This window comes from Cellulomonas triticagri (assembly GCF_003696205.1).
Taxonomy (GTDB): Bacteria; Actinomycetota; Actinomycetes; order Actinomycetales; family Cellulomonadaceae; genus Cellulomonas; species Cellulomonas triticagri.
This window is the reverse complement of the sequence record NZ_RFFI01000078.1, coordinates 1-22,081: the sequence shown is the minus strand read 5'-3', so window position 1 is coordinate 22,081 and position 22,081 is coordinate 1. Positions and strand designations below refer to the sequence as shown.

Annotated in this window: 19 protein-coding genes; 14 read left to right on the top strand and 5 right to left on the bottom strand. The window is 73.8% G+C overall.

The genetic code is table 11. From position 1 onward, the window contains the following. From EBM89_RS21320 to EBM89_RS13800, 3 genes are all read left to right on the top strand, one after another. The coding region (locus tag EBM89_RS21320; RefSeq protein WP_158609670.1) for a hypothetical protein at positions 1 to 255 on the top strand (255 nt) is incomplete at its 5' end. 10 nt (positions 256 to 265) lie between these two features. Further along, entirely contained in the window at positions 266 to 1,120 is an 855-nt protein-coding gene (locus EBM89_RS13805) for an NAD-dependent epimerase/dehydratase family protein (protein WP_122149999.1), read from the top strand. A gap of 27 nt (positions 1,121 to 1,147) precedes the next feature. Further along, entirely contained in the window at positions 1,148 to 1,636 is a 489-nt protein-coding gene (locus tag EBM89_RS13800) for an NUDIX hydrolase (protein WP_122149998.1), read from the top strand. Positions 1,637 to 1,651: 15 nt separating this feature from the next. On the opposite strand, the gene EBM89_RS13795 is transcribed toward EBM89_RS13800, so the two are convergent. Continuing rightward, a complete protein-coding gene (locus tag EBM89_RS13795; RefSeq protein ID WP_122149997.1) occupies positions 1,652 to 2,569 on the bottom strand; it encodes a glycosyltransferase family 2 protein in 918 nt (305 codons plus the stop codon). Positions 2,570 to 2,683: 114 nt separating this feature from the next. Between EBM89_RS13795 and EBM89_RS13790 the strand changes: the two genes are divergently transcribed. The 4 genes from EBM89_RS13790 (at position 2,684) to EBM89_RS13775 (ending at position 5,902) form a co-directional block, all read left to right on the top strand. Then, positions 2,684 to 3,610, top strand: coding sequence for a DMT family transporter (locus EBM89_RS13790; protein ID WP_233571739.1), 927 nt, complete (start codon positions 2,684 to 2,686; stop codon positions 3,608 to 3,610). 11 nt (positions 3,611 to 3,621) lie between these two features. After that, positions 3,622 to 4,230 carry a GNAT family N-acetyltransferase gene (locus EBM89_RS13785; protein WP_122149996.1) on the top strand — a complete coding sequence of 203 codons (609 nt, stop codon included), beginning with the start codon at positions 3,622 to 3,624 and terminating at the stop codon, positions 4,228 to 4,230. A gap of 72 nt (positions 4,231 to 4,302) precedes the next feature. Next, positions 4,303 to 4,941: a CYTH domain-containing protein gene (locus EBM89_RS13780; protein WP_122149995.1), complete on the top strand. Its 639-nt coding sequence runs from the start codon at positions 4,303 to 4,305 to the stop codon at positions 4,939 to 4,941. A 49-nt stretch (positions 4,942 to 4,990) separates the two neighbouring features. Further along, a complete protein-coding gene (locus tag EBM89_RS13775; protein WP_233571738.1) occupies positions 4,991 to 5,902 on the top strand; it encodes a VOC family protein in 912 nt (303 codons plus the stop codon). Between the two features lie 96 nt (positions 5,903 to 5,998). Here the strand turns inward: EBM89_RS13775 and EBM89_RS13770 are convergent, their stop codons facing one another. Next, a complete protein-coding gene (locus tag EBM89_RS13770) occupies positions 5,999 to 7,045 on the bottom strand; it encodes a glutathione S-transferase family protein (RefSeq protein WP_122149994.1) in 1,047 nt (348 codons plus the stop codon). 131 nt (positions 7,046 to 7,176) lie between these two features. On the opposite strand from EBM89_RS13770, the gene EBM89_RS13765 reads away from it, so the two are divergent. Together EBM89_RS13765 and EBM89_RS13760 are read left to right on the top strand one after the other, a co-directional pair. After that, positions 7,177 to 8,982: a hypothetical protein gene (locus EBM89_RS13765; protein ID WP_122149993.1), complete on the top strand. Its 1,806-nt coding sequence runs from the start codon at positions 7,177 to 7,179 to the stop codon at positions 8,980 to 8,982. Between the two features lie 413 nt (positions 8,983 to 9,395). Beyond that, positions 9,396 to 10,676 (top strand): hypothetical protein, encoded by a 1,281-nt coding sequence (locus EBM89_RS13760; protein WP_122149992.1) that lies wholly within the window; start codon positions 9,396 to 9,398, stop codon positions 10,674 to 10,676. Between the two features lie 298 nt (positions 10,677 to 10,974). Here EBM89_RS13760 and EBM89_RS13755 read toward each other — a convergent pair whose 3' ends face one another. Together EBM89_RS13755 and EBM89_RS13750 are read right to left on the bottom strand one after the other, a co-directional pair. Then, complete coding sequence (locus EBM89_RS13755; protein ID WP_122149991.1) at positions 10,975 to 12,174, bottom strand: hydroxymethylglutaryl-CoA synthase; 1,200 nt, start codon at positions 12,172 to 12,174, stop codon at positions 10,975 to 10,977. Between the two features lie 214 nt (positions 12,175 to 12,388). Continuing rightward, positions 12,389 to 13,441: a hydroxymethylglutaryl-coenzyme A reductase family protein gene (locus EBM89_RS13750; protein ID WP_122149990.1), complete on the bottom strand. Its 1,053-nt coding sequence runs from the start codon at positions 13,439 to 13,441 to the stop codon at positions 12,389 to 12,391. An 86-nt stretch (positions 13,442 to 13,527) separates the two neighbouring features. Between EBM89_RS13750 and EBM89_RS13745 the strand changes: the two genes are divergently transcribed. After that, complete coding sequence (locus EBM89_RS13745; RefSeq protein ID WP_122149989.1) at positions 13,528 to 14,304, top strand: LLM class F420-dependent oxidoreductase; 777 nt, start codon at positions 13,528 to 13,530, stop codon at positions 14,302 to 14,304. An 87-nt stretch (positions 14,305 to 14,391) separates the two neighbouring features. Here EBM89_RS13745 and EBM89_RS13740 read toward each other — a convergent pair whose 3' ends face one another. Next, the gene (locus tag EBM89_RS13740) at positions 14,392 to 16,167 is read right to left on the bottom strand and encodes an alpha/beta hydrolase (RefSeq protein WP_122149988.1); all 1,776 of its coding nucleotides are present in this window, start codon (positions 16,165 to 16,167) and stop codon (positions 14,392 to 14,394) included. Between the two features lie 126 nt (positions 16,168 to 16,293). Here EBM89_RS13740 and EBM89_RS13735 point away from each other — a divergent pair, with 126 nt between their 5' ends. The 4 genes from EBM89_RS13735 to EBM89_RS13720 all read left to right on the top strand — a co-directional run. Beyond that, positions 16,294 to 16,989, top strand: coding sequence for a metal-dependent transcriptional regulator (locus EBM89_RS13735; RefSeq protein WP_439647188.1), 696 nt, complete (start codon positions 16,294 to 16,296; stop codon positions 16,987 to 16,989). A 154-nt stretch (positions 16,990 to 17,143) separates the two neighbouring features. Continuing rightward, the gene (locus EBM89_RS13730) at positions 17,144 to 18,382 is read left to right on the top strand and encodes an MFS transporter (RefSeq protein WP_122149987.1); all 1,239 of its coding nucleotides are present in this window, start codon (positions 17,144 to 17,146) and stop codon (positions 18,380 to 18,382) included. 125 nt (positions 18,383 to 18,507) lie between these two features. Beyond that, positions 18,508 to 21,468, top strand: coding sequence for a leucine--tRNA ligase (gene leuS / locus EBM89_RS13725; RefSeq protein ID WP_305038145.1), 2,961 nt, complete (start codon positions 18,508 to 18,510; stop codon positions 21,466 to 21,468). A gap of 152 nt (positions 21,469 to 21,620) precedes the next feature. Next, on the top strand, positions 21,621 to 22,081 hold a 461-nt coding region (locus EBM89_RS13720; RefSeq protein ID WP_233571737.1), incomplete at its 3' end, for a DegV family protein.

The following is a 22,081-nucleotide window of genomic DNA, read 5'->3' as shown; positions in this document are numbered from 1 at the left end:
CGCTTCCTGGGGGTCGCCGCCGACCCGCGCCGCTCCCGGCTGCGCGGCGCGGTCGTCATCGCGCTCGGCGTCGTGGCACTCGTCGCGGGCGCGCTCGCGCTCGCACCGGGCGGGCGCGTCGTCACCGCCGCGGCCACCGGGGTGTGCGTGCTCGCCCTCGTCACGCTCGTGCAGGCTGCCGTCGACCGGAGCACCGCGCGCCGCCGCCGCGCCCACGGCGTGAAGCCCGCTCGACCGCACGCCCCGCCCGGGTGAGGATGGCCGCATGACCGAGAGAGTCGCCGTGACCGGCGCGCTGGGCAAGGTGGGTCGGGCCGTCGTCGCGGACCTGGTCGCGCACGGGTACGAGGTGCACGCGACGGACGCCCAGGGGCCGTTCGGGGAGCGCGCGGGCCTCGGCGTGGACGTGATGCGCGCCGACCTCACCGACTACGGGCAGGCCGTCGAGGCGCTCGCGGGCTGCGCGTCGGTGGTGCACCTCGCGAACATCCCGCAGCCGGGCATGGAGTCCGCGCCCGACACCCTCAACCGCAACCTCGCCGCGAACAGCAACGTCTTCCTCGCGGCGCAGCGCCTCGGGCTGCGCAAGGTCGCGTGGGCGTCGAGCGAGACGACGCTCGGGCTGCCGTTCGACGTCCCGCCGCGGTACGCGCCGGTGGACGAGGCGCACTACCCGTACCCGACGACGACGTACGCGCTGTCCAAGGTGCTGAGCGAGGACGTCGCCGCGCAGGTCTCGGCGTGGTCGGGGATCCCGTTCGTGGGGCTGCGCCTGTCCAACGTGTTCCCGCGCGACGCGTACGCCCACGTGCGGGAGTTCCATGCCGACCCCGCGTCCCGCCGGTGGAACCTGTGGGGCTACGTGGACGTGCGCGACGCCGCGACCGCGTTCCGGCTGGCGCTCGAGGTCCCCACGACGGGGTCGCAGAACGTCGTGATCGCGGCCGCCGACACGATCATGGACACCCCGTCGGTCGACCTGCTGGCCGCGGAGTTCCCCGGGGTGCAGGTCCGCCGCGACCTCGGGACGTACGAGACGCTGCTCGCGATCGACGCCGCCCGCGACCTGCTGGGGTACGTGCCGCAGCACTCGTGGCGCGACGAGGTCCCACCCGCCTGAGGGGTCGGCGCCCGTACGATCGGGCGCGTGCCCACCCCTGACTTCGTCCTGGACCTGCGCGAGAAGATCGGCCACGACCTGCTGTGGCTCTCCGGGGTGAGCGCCGTCGTGCTCCGCCCCGACCCCGACGACGCCGCCCGGCAGCAGGTGCTGCTCGTCCGGCGCGCGGACAACGGGGCGTGGACGCCCGTCACCGGGATCATCGACCCGGGGGAGGAGCCCGCGGTCGCGGGGGCCCGGGAGGTGCTGGAGGAGACCGAGGTGGTCGCCGTCGCCGAGCGGCTCGCGTGGGTGCACACGCTGCCGCCCATGCAGTACGCCAACGGCGACCGGTCGCAGTACCTCGACCTGACGTTCCGGTTCCGCTGGGTGTCGGGGGAGCCGGGCCCGGGGGACGGGGAGAACTCCGAGGCGCGCTGGTTCGACGTGACGGCACTGCCGGAGATGTCGGAGGAGATGCAGGCGCGCGTCCGCCACGGCCTCGCCGACGACGGCCCCACCGCGTTCACGCGCTGACCCCGTCGCCGCGCGTCAGCGCGGCGGGCGGGTGCGGGTGAGCGTGAGCATCTCGCGGTGGAACGCCACGCGGCGGCGCAGCCGCAGCGCCTCCGCGTCGACGGCGCCCGCCGCCCGGGGGGCCGGGGCGCGCCGGACCAGGAGCATCCCGGACGTCACCGCGAGCTTCGCCAGCGACGTCGCGGCGTGCGGGCTGCGGCCGTGCAGGTGGTGCGCGAGGTACGCCTCCGCGCGGCCCCGGCCCGTCGCGAGGGCGGCGAGGCGGGCGGGTTCCAGGCGGCGCGCGTCGGGGTGGTGCTCGACGGTCGCCCCGGCGACGGCGGTCTGCCGGAACCCCGCGTTCAGGGCGTCGAGCCGGAACACGAGGTCCTCCGCGCCGGGGTACCGGGCGGTGCCGAGCGCCTCGTCGAACGGCACCTGGTCCAGCACGGCCCGCGTCGCGCCGATGCTCGCGGCGGCGAACTCCCGGCCGACGACCGGCGGCTCGGGGACGACCGCGAAGTACTCCGAGGCGAGCTCCGGGCTGAGCCAGTCGCGGTGCAGGTGCGGGGCCAGCGCCACCGCACCGCCGACCAGGTCCGCGGAGCCCTCGGCCAGCGGACCGGCCATCCGGTCGACCCAGTCGGCCGGGACGTGCACGTCGTCGTCGGTGAACAGCAGCACGTCGCCCGCGGCCGCGCCGACGCCGCGGTTGCGGGCCCGGGACGTCCCCGGGCAGGCCTCCTCCACGACCCGCACGCGCGGGTCCGTCCGGGCGGCCTCGGCGAGCAGCGCGGGCGTGCCGTCGCGGGACCCGTTGTCCACGACGACGAGCTCGGCCGTCCGCGCGGTCGCGTCGAGGGCGGTGCGCAGGTGCGCGAGCGTCTCCGGCAGGCGCGCGGCGCCGTCCCGGGTGCACAGCACCACGGAGACCTCGACCTGGTCCGTCGTCATCCGCCCCACCTCCCCGTCGAAGTATGACCACGACCGGGCGAACGGCAACCGCTGCCCGTCAGCGCGCACCGTGACGGTGCAGGTCGCGACACCTGGGCCGCGTATCCTCCGCGGGTGCACCTCCCCGCTCGGACCGCCCCGCTGATCGCTCTCGTCGGGGCCACCCTGTTCTGGGCGGCGAACTACGTGCTCGGGGCGGTGGCGGTCCGGGAGATGAGCCCGGTGAGCCTCACGGCCCTGCGCTGGGCCATCGCGGCGGTGCCGCTGCTCGTCATCGCGCAGGTGGTCGAGCGGCCCGACTGGCGGGCGGTGCTGCGGACCTGGCCGCGCCAGGTGGTGCTCGCGCTGCTGGGCATGGTCGGCTACGCGCTGTTCGTGTACACGGCGCTGCAGCACACGTCGTCGGTCAATGCGTCCCTGGTGAACGCGCTGAACCCCGCCCTGATCGCGCTCGGCGGCGCGCTGCTGGTCCGGCGCGCCCCGTCCCGCCGGGCGACCGCCGGGATGCTGCTCGGCCTGGTCGGGGTGCTGGTGGTGATCACGGGAGGCCGGGTCGGCGACCTGCTGCGGTCCGAGGCGAACGTCGGCGACGTGCTCATGGTCGGCGCCATCGTCGTGTGGACGTTCTACACGCTCGGCGGCCGCGGGCTGGCGGGGGTGCCGCCGATCGCGTCGACGGCGTTCCAGGCGACGATCGCGGCGGTCGTCATGTCGCCGTTCGCCGTCGCCGGGCAGGTGCACTGGCCGACCGGGCGGGACGCCGTGGTCGCCGTGCTGGTGATCGCGGTGCTGCCCTCGGTCGGGTCGTACCTGCTGTGGAACCTCGCGCTGCGCCGGGTCCCGCCCGCCGAGGCCGGGTCGTACCTCAACCTCATCACCGTGTTCACGGTGCTGATCAGCGCCCTGACCGGGTACGCGCTCGGCTGGGCGCAGGTGGTCGGCGGGGTGCTCGTGCTGGGCGGCGTGCTGCTGGTGCGGGACCGGGCGGCGGTACCCACACCGACCCGCGAGCCAGCACTCAGCGCGACCTCGGGCGGGTAGGGTCGCGGGCCATGCGGCTGCGACCGTTCGCGACGTGCGACCTGCCCGGGATGTCCCGTGTGTGCCTGCTGACGGGCGACGCGGGAGCCGATGCGACGCCCGTGTACCGGGACCCCGACCTGCTGGGGCACGTGTACGCCACCCCCTACCCGGTCGCCGACCCGGGGCTGACCTGGGTGGTGACCGACGGCAGCGGCGCCGTCGTCGGCTACGTGGTCGGCACCGCCGACTCCCAGGGGTTCGCGCGCTGGCAGGAGCAGCACTGGTGGCCCGCGCTGCGCGAGCGGCTGCCGCGCCCCGAGGACGTCGACCACGCCACCCGCGACCACGAGCTGCTGCGGGTGGTGCACGACGGCGCCACGTACGACCCGGCGGTGACCGACCGGTACCCCGCGCACCTGCACATCGACCTGCTGCCCGCCGCACAGGGCCGGGGGCTCGGGCGCGCGCTCATCACCACGCTCCGGGACGCGCTGCGGGAGCGGGGTGTGCCGGGGCTGCACCTCGGGGTGTCCGGGGGGAACACCGGGGCCATCGCGTTCTACGAGCGGGTCGGCTTCACGGTCGTCGAGCGGCACCCGTGGGGGCTGACCCTGGGCACCGACCTCCGCGGATCCTGAGCGCCCGTCGCGTACCGTGACCGGGAGAGGCGCCGCGGCGGCGCCGACCACCCGCGCGAGGAGGCACCCGCGGTGAGCGACACCGGTTACGGCGACTTCGAGTTCGAGCGCCGGTTCTTCGTGCGCGCCCTGCCCCCGGAGCTGCTGGACGAGCCCGATCCCGTGCTGATCGTCCAGTCGTACTTCCTCGCGCAGGACGGGTACGCGCTGCGGCTGCGGCTCCAGGCGTCGGGGCTCGCGCTGCCGCTGGGCCCGGACGCGGACGCGCTCGCGGTGCTGGACGAGGTGGGGGATCGGTTCGAGTTCTGCGCGGTGACGCTGAAGGGCCCGATGAACGTCGGCACCCGGTACGAGGCGGAGCGCGAGATCGACGTCTCGGTCGGCGTCGAGATGATCCGCCGGGGCGGCCTGCGCATCGTCAAGAACCGCTACTCGGTGTGGCTGGGCGCGGACGGCTGGGTGGTCGACGTGTTCGGCGGCGCGAACGCGCCGCTGGTGATCGCGGAGTGCGAGCGCTCCGGGCCGGTCACCGACCTGCAGATCCCGCCGTTCTGCGAGACCGAGGTCACCGACGACGCCCGGTTCGCCAACGACGGCCTCGCGAACCGCCCGTACCGCGGGTGGGCGCAGGAGTTCGAGGCGGAGCTGCGGGAGCGGGGCCCGCGGTTCCTGCAGGACTTCGGGCAGAACGACGTGCAGCGCCGGGGCTGAAGGAGCCAGGGACTGGCAATCGGTTGAAGCCTCAACTATTGTTGGCTTCATGACCGCCGCCCCTGCCTCCCCGCTGCCCCAGGACCGCCTCGCCGCCGACACCGCCATGGGTCCCGTCACCCTCCTCGTCGGCGACCTCGACCTGCAGGTGCGGTACTACCGCGACGTCATCGGCCTCGACGTCGTCGAGCGCCCCGACGAGCGCATCGGGGGCGTCGGCCGCCCCGACGTCGTCGTCCTCGGGCGCGGCACCCTGCCGCTCATGGTCCTGCGGCACATGCCCGACCTCCCCGCGACCAGCCGCGGCCAGGCCGGCCTGTTCCACACCGCGATCCTCTTCGACACCCAGGAGGCCCTCGCCGCGACCCTCGCGTCCGTCGCCTCCCGCGCCCCGCAGACCTACATCGGCAGCGCCGACCACCTCGTCTCCGAGGCGTTCTACCTCACCGACCCCGAGGGCAACGGCGTCGAGCTCTACTGGGACCGCGCCCGCGACCTGTGGGGCTACGACGCCCAGGGCCGGGTCCTCATGGACTCCCTGCGGCTCGACCCCAACGAGTTCATCCAGGGGCACGTCACCGAGGCCGCGCTCGCCGCGCCCGCCGGGAAGCCCGTGGTCGGGCACGTGCACCTCCAGGTGGGGGACGTGGCCGGGGCCAGGGCCTTCTATGTCGATGCGCTCGGGTTCGACGTCATGGCGGAGTGGCACGGCGCGCTGTTCGTGTCGGCGGGGGGGTACCACCACCACATGGCGATGAACACGTGGAACTCCGCCGGGGCCGGTCCCCGGGCGTCCAGCCTCGGCCTCGGCGAGGTCACGCTCGTCGTCCCCGGCAGCGACGACGTCGGCGCCCTCCGGGAGCGGCTGACGGCCCACGGCGTCGGCGTCCGCGACGACGGCGCCACGGTCACCTTCGACGACCCCTGGCGCAACGTGGTCCGCGTCCGCCCGGCGGCGTAGCGCGCTGCACGAGGTCGAGGGTTTCGCCGGATCTCGGCGGCTGAAACCCTCGACCTCGCCGCAATCCCTCGACCTCGGCGGCTTCGGGGGGCGGGGTCAGCCCGCCATCGCCTCCGCGGTGTGCGCCGGGTCGACGCGCTCCTCGGGGCGCACCGGGGCCGGCGGGGTGCCGTCGCCGAAGGGGCGGCCGCCCAGGGACTCCCGGCCGTGCGGGGTCAGCCAGCCGCGCAGGTCGGGGCCCGCGGGGACGATCTGCGTCGGGTTGATGTCCTCGTGCACCACGTAGTAGTGCCGCTTGATGTGGTCGAAGTCGACCGTGTCCCCGAACCCCGGCGTCTGGAACAGGTCCCGTGCGTACGCCCAGAGCACCGGCATCTCGGTGAGCTTGTTCCGGTTGCACTTGAAGTGTCCGTGGTAGACGGCGTCGAACCGCACCAGGGTGGTGAACAGCCGCACGTCGGCCTCGGTGAGGGTGTCGCCGACCAGGTACCGCTGCCCGGACAGCCGCTCCTCCAGGGCGTCCAGCCGGGCGAACAGCCGCCGGTACGCGCGCTCGTACGCCTCCTGCGAGCCCGCGAACCCGCACCGGTAGACGCCGTTGTTCACGTCGGTGAACACCTGCCGGGCCACCTGGTCGATCTCGTCGCGCAGGTGCTCGGGGTACAGGTCGGGCGCGCCGGGGCGGTGGTGCGCGGTCCACTGCGTCGACAGGTCCAGCGTGATCTGCGCGTAGTCGTTCGTCACGACGGCGCCGCTCGGCACGTCGACCACGGCGGGCACCGTGATGCCCTTCGGGTAGTCCGGGAACCGGCGCAGGTACGCGTCCTGGATGCGGGGGATGCCCAGCACCGGGTCGACGCCCCCGGGGTCGAGGTCGAACGTCCACGACCGCGAGTCGTGCGTCGGCCCGCAGACGCCGAGGGACATCGCGTCCTCCAGGCCGAGCAGCCGCCGCACGATGATCGCCCGATTCGCCCACGGGCACGCCCGCGACACCACGAGCCGGTACCGGCCCGGCTCGACGGGGTAGCCGTCGCGGCCGTCGGCGGTGATCCGGGTGGTGATGTAGCTCTGGTCGCGGACGAACTCCTCGCCGGTCGTCACGTACGCGCCGGCGGTGCTGAACTCCGGGTCCGAGGTCATGCCCCGATCATCTCCCGGGTCGCGGCCGCCCGCCGTCCGCGTCGGCGCGACGTCCGTCACGTCCGGCCTCGCGGGGTGTCGGCGCCGGTGCCTACAGTGGCGGTGCCCCTCGACCCCGGCCCCGGAGACCCGTGCCTGCCGCACCGTCCGCCCAGCCCACCCGTCCCCGTCGCCGGTCCCTCGCCGGTGCGGGGGCGCTCGTCGTCGCGACCGCCCTCGTCGCCGCCTGCACCGGGGGCGGAGAGACCGAGCCGACGCCCACGCCGACCCCGGTCGTCCTGCGGTCCAGCGTGGCCCTGCCCGACGCCCCGACCACGGTCGTGCCCGACGGGCCCGCGGCCGAGGTGGCGCTCGCCGTGAGCGGCGCGCTGTTCGCGCAGGCGCCGGTGGCCGTGCTCGTCGCCGACGCCGACCCCGCGCTCGTCGCGCCCGCCGCCACGGTGGCGGTGGCGCTCGGCGGTCCGGTGCTGGTCGCGGGCGCGGACGGGCTGGCCGACGAGCTCGACCGGCTCGGGACCACCGACCTCGTCGTCCTCGGGGACGCCGCCGACGCGGACCTGCCCGACGACGTGCGGACCTCCCCGCTCGACGCGGCGGTCGTGGACGCCGACGCGCTCGCCGACCTCGGGGTCGTGACCGGCGAGGCCGAGGAGGTCGCGCCGGACGGTCTGGTCGCCGCCGTCGCCGCGCTCGCGCGCCCGGAGCCCGCGCTGCTCACCGCCGCCTCCGACCCGGAGCCGACGGCGTCCGCGTCCGCGCGCGCCACGGAGGAGCCGGGTGCGTCCGCCGCGTCCGGTGAGCCCGCTGGGACGGACGTGTCCGCCGAGCCCTCGGTGCTCGGCGCGAGCACCACCACCGTCGAGCCGCCGCAGGACGCGGAGGCCGCGGCGCTGCTGGTCGACTCCGCGTCCGACGCCCTCGACCCCGCCGGGACGGCGGTCGTCGCGGCGACCGCCCGGGCGGCGGGTGTGCCCGTGGTCGACGTCCCCGGCGGGGACCCGCGTGCGACGAGCGCGACCGTGGAGCGCCTCGACGGCGTCGCGACCGTGGTCGCGGTCGGCTCGACGTTCGGCGACCCCGCCCGGCTGGGTCCGCGCGTCGCGACGGCGGCGACCGGCGTGCAGCTGCCCGGCGGCGGCCAGCTCGTGTTCACCGACCACTCCGGTGCGCCCGGGGTCGATCGGAAGCGCTACGTGGCCCTGTACGGCACCCCGGGCACCCCGGCGCTCGGCGTGCTGGGGGAGCAGGACGTCCCCGCGACCATCGCCCGCGCGCAGCAGACCGCCGCGCAGTACGACGCCCTGACGGACGACACCGTCGTCCCGGCGCTGGAGATCATCGCGACCGTCGCGTCCGCGGCGCCGGAGCCGGACAGCTCGTACTCGCGGCCGCGCGCGATCGAGGACCTGCGCCCGCTGGTCGAGGCCGCCGCCGAGGCCGGGCAGTACGTCGTCATCGACCTCCAGCCCGGTCGCACGGACTTCGTCACGCAGGCGCAGCAGTACGCCGACCTGCTGGCGTACCCGCACGTCGGCCTCGCCCTCGACCCGGAGTGGCGGCTCGCACCCGACCAGGTGCACCTGCGGCAGATCGGGTCCGTCGGCATCGACGAGGTCAACGCCACCGCCGCGTGGCTCGCGGAGTTCACGCGGGACCGGCACCTGCCGCAGAAGATGTTCCTGCTGCACCAGTTCTCGCTGCGGATGATCACCGACCGCGAGCGGCTGGACACCAGCCACGACGAGCTCGCCGTGATCATCCACGCCGACGGTCAGGGCTCCCAGCCCGCGAAGGCCGGGACCTGGACGACCCTGCACCAGGGGGCGCCCGACGTGCACTGGGGCTGGAAGAACTTCTACGACGAGGACACACCGATGCTCGACCCGGCGCAGACGTACCAGGTCCAGCCGGTGCCGGACCTGGTCACGTACCAGTAGCGTCCGGCTGTCGGCTGTCGGCTGTCGGCTGTCGGCTGTCGGCTGTCGGCTGTCGGCTGTCGGCTGTCGGCTGTCGGCTGTCGGCTGTCGGCTGTCGGCTGTCGGCTGTCGGCTGTCGGGCGTTCGACGGCGCTCGGACGGGGGCCACGGCCCACCGGTGCCGGGGCGGAGCCCGGGCGGCGGGGAACCGTGAATGTCCCAGTACCGCCGGACACCCCGCCGCGCCGGTCCGGGTGAACTCAGTAAGGCGCCTGCGGCACCGGGAGGGAGGGCGGGGTGACCCGACCTCGGACGTTGAGTGGCGCGTCACGAACGGAAGCAGATTCGCTCTGCGATTGGTCTCCAAACGCCCCACACCTGGTCGCACAGTGTGCGAGCATCGACCACCTGGTCAAGCGAAGGGGCGGTGCGGAATGTCCGATGAAAGGGCGCGCGCAGACATCGTGCTGGCGCAATCGACCGAGCGTGGTGCACTAGACGCGGGCGCGGCTGCTGCGCCGGAGGTGGCCGCTGGCGCGAACGCACACGCCGATGCGGTCGGTTATTATTTTGCCCGGTTCGGGACGTTCTACCTCCTGACCGGGAGCGAAGTCGATTTCGCGAGTGCGAGGAGTGCTTTGCTCGACGGCCTCGAAGCGGATACGCGTGTCGCCGATGTCCAGCGAGACGAGCTCCGTCCGGCGTGGACCCATTACATTAAGCAGTTTCCCGTAGGCAGCGTTACGAGCACGCACAATTTGCTGAGCGACGGGGACGCCTTTCGGGCGCTGTATATGTCCGATCCGGTGTGCTTCAGAGTGCATGTCCCCATCAAGAACCAGCCGATGTTTCGTAATGAGACGGATATCCCTACCGAAGACTACTGGGTTGCGTGGGATGGCATAACGTTGATCGCGTTGTGGGAACGCCAGCCGGGGAGCGAAGTGCCGCCTCGCTCGGGCGGGCATGTCGTCGTCGACATCATTCGTGATGCCAGCCGCCGCGCAGATTTCGACGTGTTCGTTCAGGCCTGCAGTCTCGGGTGTACGAATATGTTCGCCCATCGAGTCATCCGAGTTACGCAGTACCCAGATGACGAGAGTTCGGATGTTGTGATGTATCAAGATCGAGGGTTCCCAGTTGTTCAGGCACACCTGCATCGGGAGGGTGTGCAAGAAGAGGTGCTCCGGGCGCTCTTCCGTGATCTGGCACGCCTCGGCTACGCCTTTGCCCAGTACAAGAATGCGGGTCTTCGAGTGCGTGCGATGGAAGACCGCGCGCGTTCTCTGGTCGAACAGCTCCTCGCTTTGGACTACCAGAAGATCTACGCTTCGTCCATGCCGCGGCGCGAGCGGATTCGATCGGCCCTGCGGGCGGGTCGCCACACGCCTAGGTTCACCCGTGCTTCCAGTGGCTCAAAGCGACTCATTTCGATGATTTGGTTGGCGATGGCAAACATTGAAGCACATCGCCGGGATTGGCTGGTGTGGCGGAGGCGCCTGGACGACGCTGCTACTACGCGAGGGCGCGATTCGATCCATGACATCGACCGAAAAGATGACGACTTGGTGGTCGAGAACATTGACATCGCGTTCCTGCGTGCGGCGGTCGAGCAGCGTTCCGGCCGAATCGACAATCGGGAGATTGTGCTGGTTACTTTTGCCAGTGCGGTGGTGGCGGCTGCGGTGGCGCTGCTGACGGCCATGCTGATGTAATGTCGCGACCAGTGTGTTCCGTCCTGCCGTCTTCGGTCACCGGCGTATGCGGGCTGGAGTGGGGCGCCTTCCGCAGGAAAGTGCAAGGGCGAAGTGTCCGCGGTGGTGCGGGGACTCTTCGTTCGGGCGCTTGAGTCTGTGCGTCCGATTCAAGTTGTCCAGTCCGCAGTTCGGTGCGAACTGAACGGCAGAGAGTGAGGCGACGCACTAGTGTTCGACGAACAACATCGAGGTGACCCGCCCAGGGCGGAATTTGACTACGATCTTGAGATCGACGGGCGTCCCGTCGCTGCTCGGCTCAAGCGACCGCGGTCGCGGCGGCCGCGCTGCGCTCGTACAGCCGCTGGTGGCCCGTGATCGCCGCGAGGCGGAACGGGTTGCGGGTGCTCGCCGGGACCTCGTGGTCCCCGCCGTCGACCGGGTTGACCGGCGCGACGATCGCGGAGTACTCGGCGTGCGAGATCCGGGTGCGGTCGTCCAGCAGGCGCCGGTGCGCGGCGGTGCGCAGGTGGTCCCGGTACCCGGGCTGCACGACGCCGGTGAAGAACTCGCCGACGGCGCCGGACCCGTAGCTGAAGAACCCGATGCGCGACCCCGCGAGGTCGTCCGTGGCGTGGTCGAGCAGCGACACCAGGCCGATGTACATGGACGCGGTGTAGGAGTTCCCGATCTCGCGGTTGTAGCGCAGCGAGTCGGCGATCTGCGCGTCCATCACCTCGGCGTCGCGCGGGGCGCCGACGAGGCGGGTGAGGTGCGCGTGCGCCTTGACCGCCATCTTCGTGAACGGCTGGTGGTAGACGAACGTGTCGATGTCGGCGAACGCCGGACCGCCCTGCGCCTGCAGGTCCGCCCACGCGCCGGACAGCGAGTCGGTGTAGGCGCGCAGCGACAGCCGGCCGTCGACCACGGCGGTGGTCCGGTAGTTCGGCCGCCAGAAGTCCATGATGTCGGTGGTGTGCAGCCCGGACACGGGCTCGATCGCGACGAGGCGCGGGTTCGCGGTGACGAGCATGGCGACGGCGCCGCAGCCCTGGGTCGGCTCGCCGGAGGACCCGACGTCGTACCGGGCGACGTCCGAGCAGATGACGAGGACCTTCTGCTCGGGGTTGCGGGCGACGAGGGCCAGCGCCATCTGGAGGGCGGACGTCCCGGCGTAGCAGGCCTGCTTGAGCTCGACGACGCGCGCGGCGGCAGGCAGGCCGAGCAGCCGGTGCACGTACACGCCCGCGGACTTCGACTGGTCGATGCCGGACTCGGTGGCGAGCAGCACGGTGCGGATGCTCGCGCGGTCCTGCTCGGACATCCGCTCGACCAGGGGGAGCGCGGCGGAGGCGGCCAGCGTGACGACGTCCTCGTCGGGCGCGGCGACGCTCATCCGGTCCTGGCCGAGGCCGACCGTGTACTTCGCGGGCTCGACGCCGTGCACGGGCGCGAGGTCCGCGAGGTCGAGGTACCGGTCCGCGGTGGCGAACGCCAGGTCGTCGATGCCGAGCTGCATGTCGGGGTGGGATCCTCTCGGGCGGTGCGTCGGGGCGGTGGCCCTGCGCCGGCTGGTCCCGGGTGCGCTGCCGTCGTCGGCCGTCGGCCTCCCAGGGCCCGAACGAGAGTATCGGCGCGTGCGTGGTACCACCAGCGAGGGGTGCGTGTCTTCACTCAGCCCACACCAACACCGCCGAGGTCCGATCCCATCCCCGGAGCCTCGGGCGCCGGGCTCAGCCCTGGGCGGGCTTGCCCCGCTCGAGGGTGAGGTGCGCGGCCATGAGCTCGCCCGGGTTGGTCTGCGCGGCCATGAGCGACAGCTCCCCGCACAGCACCGTCGCGGCGCACAGCACCGCCAGGCGGCGGGCGTTGGCGCCGGGCTCGCGGTCCTCGCGGCAGCCGAGCCGGGAGAGGTTCTCCTCCACGAAGTCCAGGCCCTTGCCGTTGCCGACCGTCCCGACGATGAGGTTCGGCAGCGTGCACGAGAAGTACAGGTCGCCGTCGCGGACCTCGGCGTGCGTGAGGCCCTGCGAGCCCTCGACGATGTTCGCCGCGTCCTGCCCGGTGGCCAGGTAGAACGCCAGCAGCATGTTCGCGTAGTGCGCGTTGGCGGACCGCAGCCCGCCCGCGAGCATCGTGCCGATGAGGTTCTTGCGGACGTTGAGCTGCGCGATGGCCTCGGGCGTCGTGTGCAGGAACCGCTCGACCAGCCGGCGGGGCAGCACGATCTCGGTGACGACGTTCTTGCCGCGCCCGAGGATGCCGTTGACGGCGGTGGCCTTCTTGTCCGAGCAGTAGTTGCCGGACACCGACCCGTAGCGCACGCCCGGGACCGTCGCGAGGACGTGGTCCATCAGCCGGTCGGCGGCGTTGGTCACCATGTTGTGGCCCGACGCGTCGCCGGTGGTGAGCTCGAACCGCACGAACAGCAGGTTCGCGGCGATCTGCACGTGCATGTCGACCAGGCGGGCGAACCGGCTGCTGGACGCGACCACCGCCGCGAGCTCCTCGCGCCGCGAGGTGAGGTGCTGCCAGGCGGCCAGCGCGACACCGGCGTCGTCGGCCTCCAGCAGCACGGAGCGGGACATCCGCTCGTCCACCAGCGTCGCGCGGATGCCGCCCTCGACCATCGTCGACAGGCGCGCGCCCCGGCGCACCGACGGCCACAGCGGCGACTCGTAGGTCGCGAGCGGCACCTCGGTCTCGCCCGTCATGACGTTGCCGCTGATCCGCAGCGGTCCCACCCAGCGCAGGGGGACGGGCGCGGAGGTGTCGGCGGCGGGCATGGGGGACCTCCGGGGTCGGGGAGCGGGGAGCGCCACGGGGCGCGTCCGCCAGCGTAGACGGCGTCGCGCCGACGTACGGTGCAGCCATGACGCGACCCCTCCGCATCGGAGTCCAGATCCAGCCCCAGCACGCCGACTACGCGCAGATCCGCGACGCGGTGCGCCGCGCCGAGGACCTCGGCGTCGACGTGATCTTCAACTGGGACCACTTCTTCCCGCTGTCCGGCGACCCGGACGGCAAGCACTTCGAGTGCTGGACGATGCTCGGCGCGTGGGCCGAGCAGACCAGCCGCGTCGAGATCGGCGCCCTGGTCACGTGCAACTCGTACCGGAACCCCGAGCTGCTGGCGGACATGGCCCGCACGGTCGACCACATCAGCGGCGGCCGCCTGATCCTGGGCATCGGCGCCGGGTGGTTCGAGAAGGACTACGCCCAGTTCGGCTACGAGTTCGGCACCCCGGGCACCCGGATCGCGGACCTCGCGCAGGCGCTGCCGCGCATCAAGGCGCGCCTCGCGGCGGGCAACCCGGCGCCGACGCGCGACATCCCGGTCCTCATCGGTGGTGGCGGGGAGAAGAAGACGCTGCGGGTCGTGGCGGAGCACGCCGACGCGTGGCACTCGTTCGGCGACCTGGACACGCTGACCCGCAAGAGCGCGATCCTCGACGAGCACGGCGCCGCCGTCGGTCGTGACACCGCGACCCTGGTCGAGCGCAGCGTCGCCGTGAGCACCGCCCCGGAGGACGTCGCCGCCCCGCTCGTCGAGGCGGGCGTCACCCTGTTCACGGTCGGCGTGAGCGGCCCCGACTACGACCTCTCCCTGGTCGAGCGCTGGACCCGCTGGCGCGACGCCCAGTCCTGACCCTCGCCGCGAGGTCGAGGGTTCCCGCCGAGATCGAGGGTTTCCGACCCGAGTCCGGCGGCAACCCCTCGACCTCGCCGCTGGGCGTCAGCCGACCGAGGCGCCCGGGAGGGTGGGGAGGGTCAGGGTCTCGTCGATGAGGGTCTGGAGGTCCGTCAGGTCGTCGGCCGTCCAGCCCGGGGGGTCGGTGACGTCGGCCCAGGCGCCGACGACCTGGCTGGCGTAGTTGTGCCCGTGCCCGTCGGGCACGCTGACCCCGAAGAACTGGTCGACGGTGACCTGCAGGAACGTGATCACCGGGAACCACCGCACCCGCCCCGACACGTCCGGGCCGCGCGGCTCGGCGAGCCAGTCGGGCTGCTGGGTCAGCAGGTCCCAGGACCACCACACCACGGGGTCGGACGCGTGCTGGAGGTAGGCGACGCGCGGAGCGTCCCAGCCGGCGTCGGGGGAGCCGAGGTCCTCCGCGCCGGACCCGAACCGCACCGACGTCCCGTCGTCGACGACGGGCTGCCACTCGGGGCTGCCGGGGTCGCGGCCGGTGGTGAGCGTGCCCCACAGCGGCGTGAAGTTCGGCGTCCCGACGTAGAGCGCCCCGTCGACGCGGGTGGTGAGGTCGCCGACGGAACCGAACGGTGCCTGGGCCGCGAACGACCCGAGGCTGAGCCCGTAGGAGATCAGCAGCGGCCGGTCGTCCTCGGGCAGTGCCGACCAGCGGGCGTGCACGGCGTCGAACAGCTCGCGCCCGGCGTCGGTGGCGCGCTCGGCGTCCACGAGGAACGACAGCCAGGACGGCAGGAACGAGTACTGCACGGTGGCGACGGCGGTGTCCCCGCTCCACAGGTACTCCAGCGCGGCGAGCTGCTGCGGCTCGGTCCACCCGGTGCCGGTGGCCCCGGCGACGACCAGCACCGCCCGGTCGAACGCCCCGGTGCGCTCGAGCTCCGCGACCGCGAGGTCCGCCCGCTCCCGCGCGGTGCCCGCCGAGTCCAGCCCGGCGTAGACCCGGATCGGTTCGACGGCCGTCGCCCCCGTCACCGGCCCGGCGACGGTGTCGACCTGCGCGACGGTCGGCCCGCCCGCGACGAAGGTCCGCCCCTGCCGCCCGAGCGAGTCCCAGGTGACCAGGGAGTCGGGCGACCCGGAGCGCAGCGGCGACGTCACCGGCTCGACGCCCTCGTCGGTCCCGGCGTTGGTGCCGGAGTAGACGGAGTCGGAGACGTCGACGACCACCCGGAACAGCACGCCCGCCGCGAGCCAGTACACGAGCAGCGTCACGAGCAGCACCCCGGCGACCGACGCGGCGCGCGCCGGGATCCACCGGCCCAGCAGCCGCGCGACCCGACGCGACAGCCGCACCAGCACCCGCGCGGCCGCGATCAGGCCCAGCCCGACGGCGAGGGCGAGCACCCCGACGATCACCGCCGACGACGTCTGCCGGGGCTGCCCGACGAGGGCGCGCACGTCGTCCTGCCAGGCGGCACCCACGGCCACGACGACGACCGCGAGCACCGGCCCCAGCCACGCCAGCACCTGCCACGCGCGGTTGCGGAACCGCGCGGGCGGCAGCGGCAGCCCGGCCCGGTGCAGCACCCAGGCGACGCCGACCCCGACCGCGTAGCCGACCGCGGCGCCGACGCCCGCGATCACCCCGAGGTACAGGGTCGGGCGGGGGAGCAGCGACGGGGTCATCGCGGCGGTGAGGCCGAGCAGCGCGCCGAGCAGTCCGGGCCAGGACAGGTGCCGGCGGGCGAACCAGCGCACGAACGGTCCGGTGGCGCGGCGCCAGGCGGCACCCGCACGGGCGGCGGGTGCGGGGGGTCCGGCGGGTCGGGCGTCGTGCGTGAGGGGTGCGGCGTCCACGGGCGTCCTCCGTCGCTGCGAGCCGTCCCACCAGGGCGGACGGGGTGCTCCGAGGTCTACCACAGCGGCGCCGCCGGGGTGGACGGCTCGGGCCACTCACCCGGTGCTGCCCCTACCCTGGGTCGCGTGAGCGAGACGAGCGGGCTGACGGCGGTGGCCCAGGACTACCTCAAGGTGGTCTGGACCGCCCGGGAGTGGTCGACCGCCCCGGTGACCACGAAGATGCTCGCCGAGCGCCTGGGCGTCGGCGCCTCCACGGTGTCCGAAACGGTCCGCCGCCTCGCGGACCAGGGGCTGATCGAGCACGCGCCCTACGCCGCGATCACGCTGACCCCCGAGGGGGTGCGGCACGCCGTGCAGGTGGTGCGGCGGCACCGGCTGATCGAGACGTTCCTGGTCAGCGAGCTCGGCTACGCGTGGGACGAGGTGCACGACGAGGCCGAGGTGCTGGAGCACGCCGTCTCCGACCTCATGGTGGAGCGGATCGACGCCCGCCTCGGCCACCCGACCCGTGACCCGCACGGCGACCCGATCCCGGCGCCCGACGGCACGGTCCCGGCGCCCGCCGCCGACATGCTGTGGGAGCTCGCCGCGGGGACGGGCCGCATCGCCCGGATCTCCGACGCCGACCCCGGGCTGCTGCGCTACCTCGCGTCGGTGGGCGTCGTGCTGGACGCCCGCGTCGAGGTCGTGGAGCGCCGCGACTTCGCCGGGATGACGGCGGTGCGGGTGTCGCCGCCCGACGGCGCGGGGGAGGCGCGCGACGTGGACCTCGGCGAGGTCGCCGCGCGGGCCATCTGGGTGCTGCTCGACGGTCGCTGACCTCCTCGTCCCGCCCTCCGACCGGGCGGTAGGGTTGGCGGCACCGGAGTTGCGCCGTCGCTGCGACCGGGACGGGACCGCCGCACCCGTCGGGACGGCCCCCGCCGTGCTCCCGGGTGCGTGGCCGCAGGACACGACAGCGCAGGAGCACCCCATGGACACCACGACCCGCGGCGCCACGCCCGCGACCGACGGCGACGTCCTCGACCCGCACCTGATCCGGCGCCGGGCGCGCCTGCCGCTGCTGGCCCTGGCCCTCGGCGGGTTCAGCATCGGCACCACCGAGTTCGCGACCATGGGTCTGCTGGAGCTCATCGCCGAGGACCTGAAGGTGTCGATCCCGTCCGCGGGCCACGTCATCACCGCGTACGCGCTGGGCGTCGTCGTCGGTGCCCCGCTGATCACCACGATCGCCGCCCGCATGGACCGCCGGACGCTGCTGCTGATCCTCATGGCGGCGTTCACGGTCGGGAACGTGCTGTCCGCGCTGGCGCCCACGGCGGACTGGCTGGTCGCCGCGCGGTTCGTCGCGGGCCTGCCGCACGGCGCGTTCTTCGGCGTCGGCGCCGTCATGGGCGCGCACGTCGCCGGGCCGGGCCGCCGCGGGCAGGCCGTCGCGACGATGATGGCCGGGCTCACGGTGGCGAACATCGTCGGCGTCCCGCTGTCCACGATGCTCGGCCAGGTGTTCGGCTGGCGGATCGCGTTCGTCGCCGTCGGCGTGCTCGGCGTGCTCACGCTCGCGGCGCTGTTCCGGTTCATCCCGGGCCTGGCCGTGCGCGACGGCGCGAGCGTCCGCACCGAGATCGGGGCGCTGCGCAACGGGCGGCTGTGGGTCGCGTGCGCCGCCGGGTCCATCGGCTTCGGCGGCATGTTCGCCGTCTACTCCTACGTCTCCCCGCTCATGACCCGGGTCACCGGCATGGCGGAGGCCTCCGTGCCGATCGTGCTCGCGCTGTTCGGCGTCGGCATGACCGTCGGCACGCTGCTGGGCGGGCGGCTCGCCGACCGGTCCGTGCCCCGCACGGTGCTGCTGGGCTTCGGGGCCACCATCGTCGTGCTGGTCGTCATCGCCGTCGTCGGGCAGTGGCTGGTGCCCGGCGTGCTGGCGATCGTGCTGCTCGGCGTCGCGTCCCAGGTGCTCGGGCTCGCGCTGCAGGCGTGGCTGATGGACCTGTCGCCCACGGCCCCGTCCCTCGGCGCCGCGCTGTGCCACTCCGCGCTGAACGCCGGGAACGCGGCGGGCGCCTGGGCGGGCGGGCTGGTCATCGCGGCGGGCTGGGGCTATCTCGCGCCGGCCTGGGTGGGGGCGGGGCTGACCCTGGTCGGCCTGGTCATCGCCGTGGGCGCCCTCGGCCGGGCGGCCCTCGGCCGCACCGCCGTCGCGGCCTGAGCCGCGCGTCGGGCCGACGGCGGTCGCGGGGTCGGGTCCACCGGCTTTCATGTCGAGGCGCCCGGGTCCACCACGCGGGTGACCGGGCGTCCGGACGGGGTCCCCGGCCTCGATAGACTCACCCGGTGACGTCGCCCGCCTCCTCGCAGCCCGATACCGCCCCCGCCACCGCACCCGCCGGTGGCCAGGACGTGCCGTTCCGGTACACCGCCGAGCTCGCCCAGCAGATCGAGCTCCGGTGGCAGGACGAGTGGGTCGAGCGCGGCACGTTCTTCGCCGCGAACCCCGCCGGGCCGCTGACGGACGGCGACGGCGCCGCCGCGCGCCCGGGCGCCAAGCCGTTCTTCGTCATGGACATGTTCCCGTACCCCTCGGGCGCGGGCCTGCACGTCGGCCACCCCCTCGGGTACATCGCGACCGACGTCGTCGCGCGGTTCCGCCGGATGCAGGGCGACAACGTCCTGCACGCCCTGGGCTACGACGCGTTCGGCCTGCCCGCCGAGCAGTACGCCGTGCAGACCGGGCAGCACCCGCGCACCACCACCGAGGCGAACATCGAGATCATGGCGCGCCAGCTGCGCCGGCTCGGCGTCGCGCACGACCCCCGCCGCACCTTCGCGACCATCGACCCGGACTACGTCCGCTGGACGCAGTGGATCTTCCTGCAGATCTTCGGCGCCTGGTACGACGAGGACGCCGTGCGCCCCGACGGCGGCACGGGTGCCGCGCGCCCCGTCGCGACGCTGGTCGAGGCGCACGCGTCGGGCCGTCGCCCCGTGCCCGCCGGGGTCGAGGGCGTGGAGGAGGGCGCCGCCTGGGCCGACCTGGACGAGGTGCAGCAGCGCCGCGTCGTGGACGCCCAGCGCCTGGCCTACGTCTCCGAGACGCCGGTCAACTGGTGCCCCGGTCTGGGCACCGTGCTCGCGAACGAGGAGGTCACCTCCGACGGGCGCTCCGAGCGCGGCAACTTCCCGGTGTTCCAGCGCACCCTGCGGCAGTGGAACATGCGGATCACCGCGTACGCCGACCGCCTGGCCGACGACCTGTCGCTCATCGACTGGCCCGAGAAGGTCACCGCGATGCAGCGCAACTGGATCGGCCGGTCCGAGGGCGCTCACGTCGACTTCGAGGTCACCGACGCCGACGAGCCGCTGACCGTCTTCACGACCCGCCCCGACACCCTCTTCGGGGCCACGTACGTCGTCCTCGCGCCCGAGCACCCGCTGGTCGACGCGATCGTCGCCGGGTCCGCCTCGACATGGGACGACGAGGTCCCCGAGACCTGGCGCGGCGCCGCCGCGAACCCGGCCGACGCCGTCGCCGCGTACCGGCGCGAGGCCGCCGCCAAGACCGCCGTCGAGCGGCAGGCCGACGCCGGGCGCAAGACCGGCGTGTTCACCGGCGGCTACGCCCTCAACCCCGTCAACGGCGCCTCGCTGCCCGTGTTCATCGCGGACTACGTCCTCATGGGCTACGGCACCGGCGCGATCATGGCCGTCCCCGGCGGCGACACCCGCGACCACGCGTTCGCGGAGGCGTTCGGCCTGCCCGTCGTGCACACCGTGCAGCCCCCCGAGGGCCACGAGGGCGCCTGGACCGGCGACGGCGCGATCATCAACTCGGCCAACGAGGAGATCTCGCTCGACGGCCTGACCGTCGCGGACGCCAAGACGCGGATCGTCGACTGGCTCGCCGAGCGCGGCGCCGGCTCCCGCACCACCACCTACCGGCTGCGCGACTGGCTGTTCAGCCGGCAGCGGTACTGGGGCGAGCCGTTCCCCGTCGTCTACGACGAGCACGACCTGCCCATCGCCGTGCCCGAGTCCGCGCTGCCCGTCGACCTGCCGGACGTCCCGGACTACGCGCCGCGGACCTTCGCGCCCGACGACGCCGACTCCTCGCCCGAGGCGCCGCTGAGCCGCAACGACGACTGGGTCTCCGTCACCCTGGACCTCGGCGACGGCCCGAAGCAGTACCGCCGCGACACCAACACCATGCCCAACTGGGCCGGGTCCTGCTGGTACTACCTGCACTACCTCGACCCGTCGCACGCCACCGGGCAGGTCGTCGACCCCGCGCTGGAGCAGTACTGGATGGGCCCCGGCCACAACCCGGGCGACACCCACGGCGCCGGCGGCGTCGACCTGTACGTCGGCGGCGTCGAGCACGCCGTGCTGCACCTGCTCTACGCCCGGTTCTGGCACAAGGCGCTCTACGACCTGGGCCACGTGTCCAGCCGCGAGCCGTTCTACAAGCTGTTCAACCAGGGCTACATCCAGGCGTACGCCTACACCGACGAGCGCGGCGTCTACGTGCCCGCCGCCGAGGTCGTCGAGGACGACACCGTCGAGTCCGGCTACACCTGGAACGGCGAGCCCGCGTTCCGCGAGTACGGCAAGATCGGCAAGTCGCTCAAGAACGCCGTCTCCCCGGACGAGATGTACGCCGAGTACGGTGCGGACACCCTGCGCGTCTACGAGATGTCCATGGGCCCGCTCGACCTGTCCCGCCCCTGGGAGACCCGGGCCGTCGTCGGCGCGCAGCGGTTCCTGCAGCGCGTGTGGCGCAACATCGTCTCCGAGGAGACCGGTGCGGTGACCGTCGTCGACGAGGAGCCGACCGTCGAGACGCTGCGGGTGCTGCACCGCGCCATCGCCGAGGTCGGCGAGGACATGGCGGGCATGCGGATCAACACCGCCATCGCCAAGCTCATCGTCCTCAACAACCACCTGACCTCGCTGCCGGCCGTGCCCCGGACGGTCGCCGAGCAGCTCGTGCTGATGACCGCGCCGGTCGCCCCGCACCTCGCCGAGGAGCTGTGGTCCCGGCTCGGCCACGAGCGCTCGCTCGCGCACGAGCCGTTCCCCGTCGTGGACCCGCAGTACCTCGTCGAGGACACCGTGACCTGCGTGTTCCAGGTGCAGGGCAAGGTCCGCGGCCGCGCCGAGGTCCCCGCCGACGCCACCGACGACGTGCTGCGCGAGCTCGCCCTCGCCGACGTCGGCGTGCAGCGCGCCATGGCGGGGCGCGACGTGCGCACCGTCATCGTGCGGGCGCCGAAGCTCGTCAACGTGGTGCCGGCCTGACCACGACCGCCGACGGGCCGTCGGCCGCGCCCCCCGGACGGGACGGCGGCCGACGGCCCCGTGCGTCGGCGGGCGGCCCGGTGCCCGGAGACCGCTCGCCGTCCCGGGGCGGCTGGCCGTCCGGGAGCGGCACAGCGCCCGCGAACGGCCCGGTGTCCGACCCGCTGGCCGGGCGGCACCGTGCGGCCGAGTCGGCCGCCGGGCGGACCGGGTGGCTGGCGCGCGTCCTCGGGCGGGCGCTCGGCGGGGCCACGCATCCCGAGGCCGCGGGTGGACCTGACGCGGCTGTGCCGCGGGTCGCCGTCGTCACCGACTCCACCGCCTGCCTCACTGCCGAGGAGGCCACCCTCTGGGGGATCGACGTCGTCCCGCTCGACGTCGCCGCCGACGGCGACCGGTACCGCGACGGCCTCGACCTCGACCCCGCGGGGCTCGCCGCCCTGCTCGCCTCCGGACGGCGCGTCACCACCTCGCAGCCCGCGCCCGCCGCGCTCGCCGCCGCCTACGAGGCCGCAGCCGCGCGCGGCGCCGCCGAGGTCGTGTCCGTGCACCTGTCCGGCGACCTGTCCGGGACCGGCCGCGCCGCCGGGCTGGCCGCGCAGCTCGCCCCGCT

What these genes read in the sequence shown, in the direction of transcription:
- EBM89_RS13805 (WP_122149999.1), top strand. Translation starts at nt 266, where the DNA reads ATGACCGAGAGAGTCGCCGTGACCGGCGCGCTGGGCAAGGTGGGTCGG.
- EBM89_RS13795 (WP_122149997.1), bottom strand. Translation starts at nt 2,569, where the DNA reads ATGACGACGGACCAGGTCGAGGTCTCCGTGGTGCTGTGCACCCGGGAC.
- EBM89_RS13785 (WP_122149996.1), top strand. Translation starts at nt 3,622, where the DNA reads ATGCGGCTGCGACCGTTCGCGACGTGCGACCTGCCCGGGATGTCCCGT.
- EBM89_RS13775 (WP_233571738.1), top strand. Translation starts at nt 4,991, where the DNA reads ATGACCGCCGCCCCTGCCTCCCCGCTGCCCCAGGACCGCCTCGCCGCC.
- EBM89_RS13770 (WP_122149994.1), bottom strand. Translation starts at nt 7,045, where the DNA reads ATGACCTCGGACCCGGAGTTCAGCACCGCCGGCGCGTACGTGACGACC.
- EBM89_RS13760 (WP_122149992.1), top strand. Translation starts at nt 9,396, where the DNA reads ATGTCCGATGAAAGGGCGCGCGCAGACATCGTGCTGGCGCAATCGACC.
- EBM89_RS13755 (WP_122149991.1), bottom strand. Translation starts at nt 12,174, where the DNA reads ATGCAGCTCGGCATCGACGACCTGGCGTTCGCCACCGCGGACCGGTAC.
- EBM89_RS13750 (WP_122149990.1), bottom strand. Translation starts at nt 13,441, where the DNA reads ATGCCCGCCGCCGACACCTCCGCGCCCGTCCCCCTGCGCTGGGTGGGA.
- EBM89_RS13745 (WP_122149989.1), top strand. Translation starts at nt 13,528, where the DNA reads ATGACGCGACCCCTCCGCATCGGAGTCCAGATCCAGCCCCAGCACGCC.
- EBM89_RS13730 (WP_122149987.1), top strand. Translation starts at nt 17,144, where the DNA reads ATGGACACCACGACCCGCGGCGCCACGCCCGCGACCGACGGCGACGTC.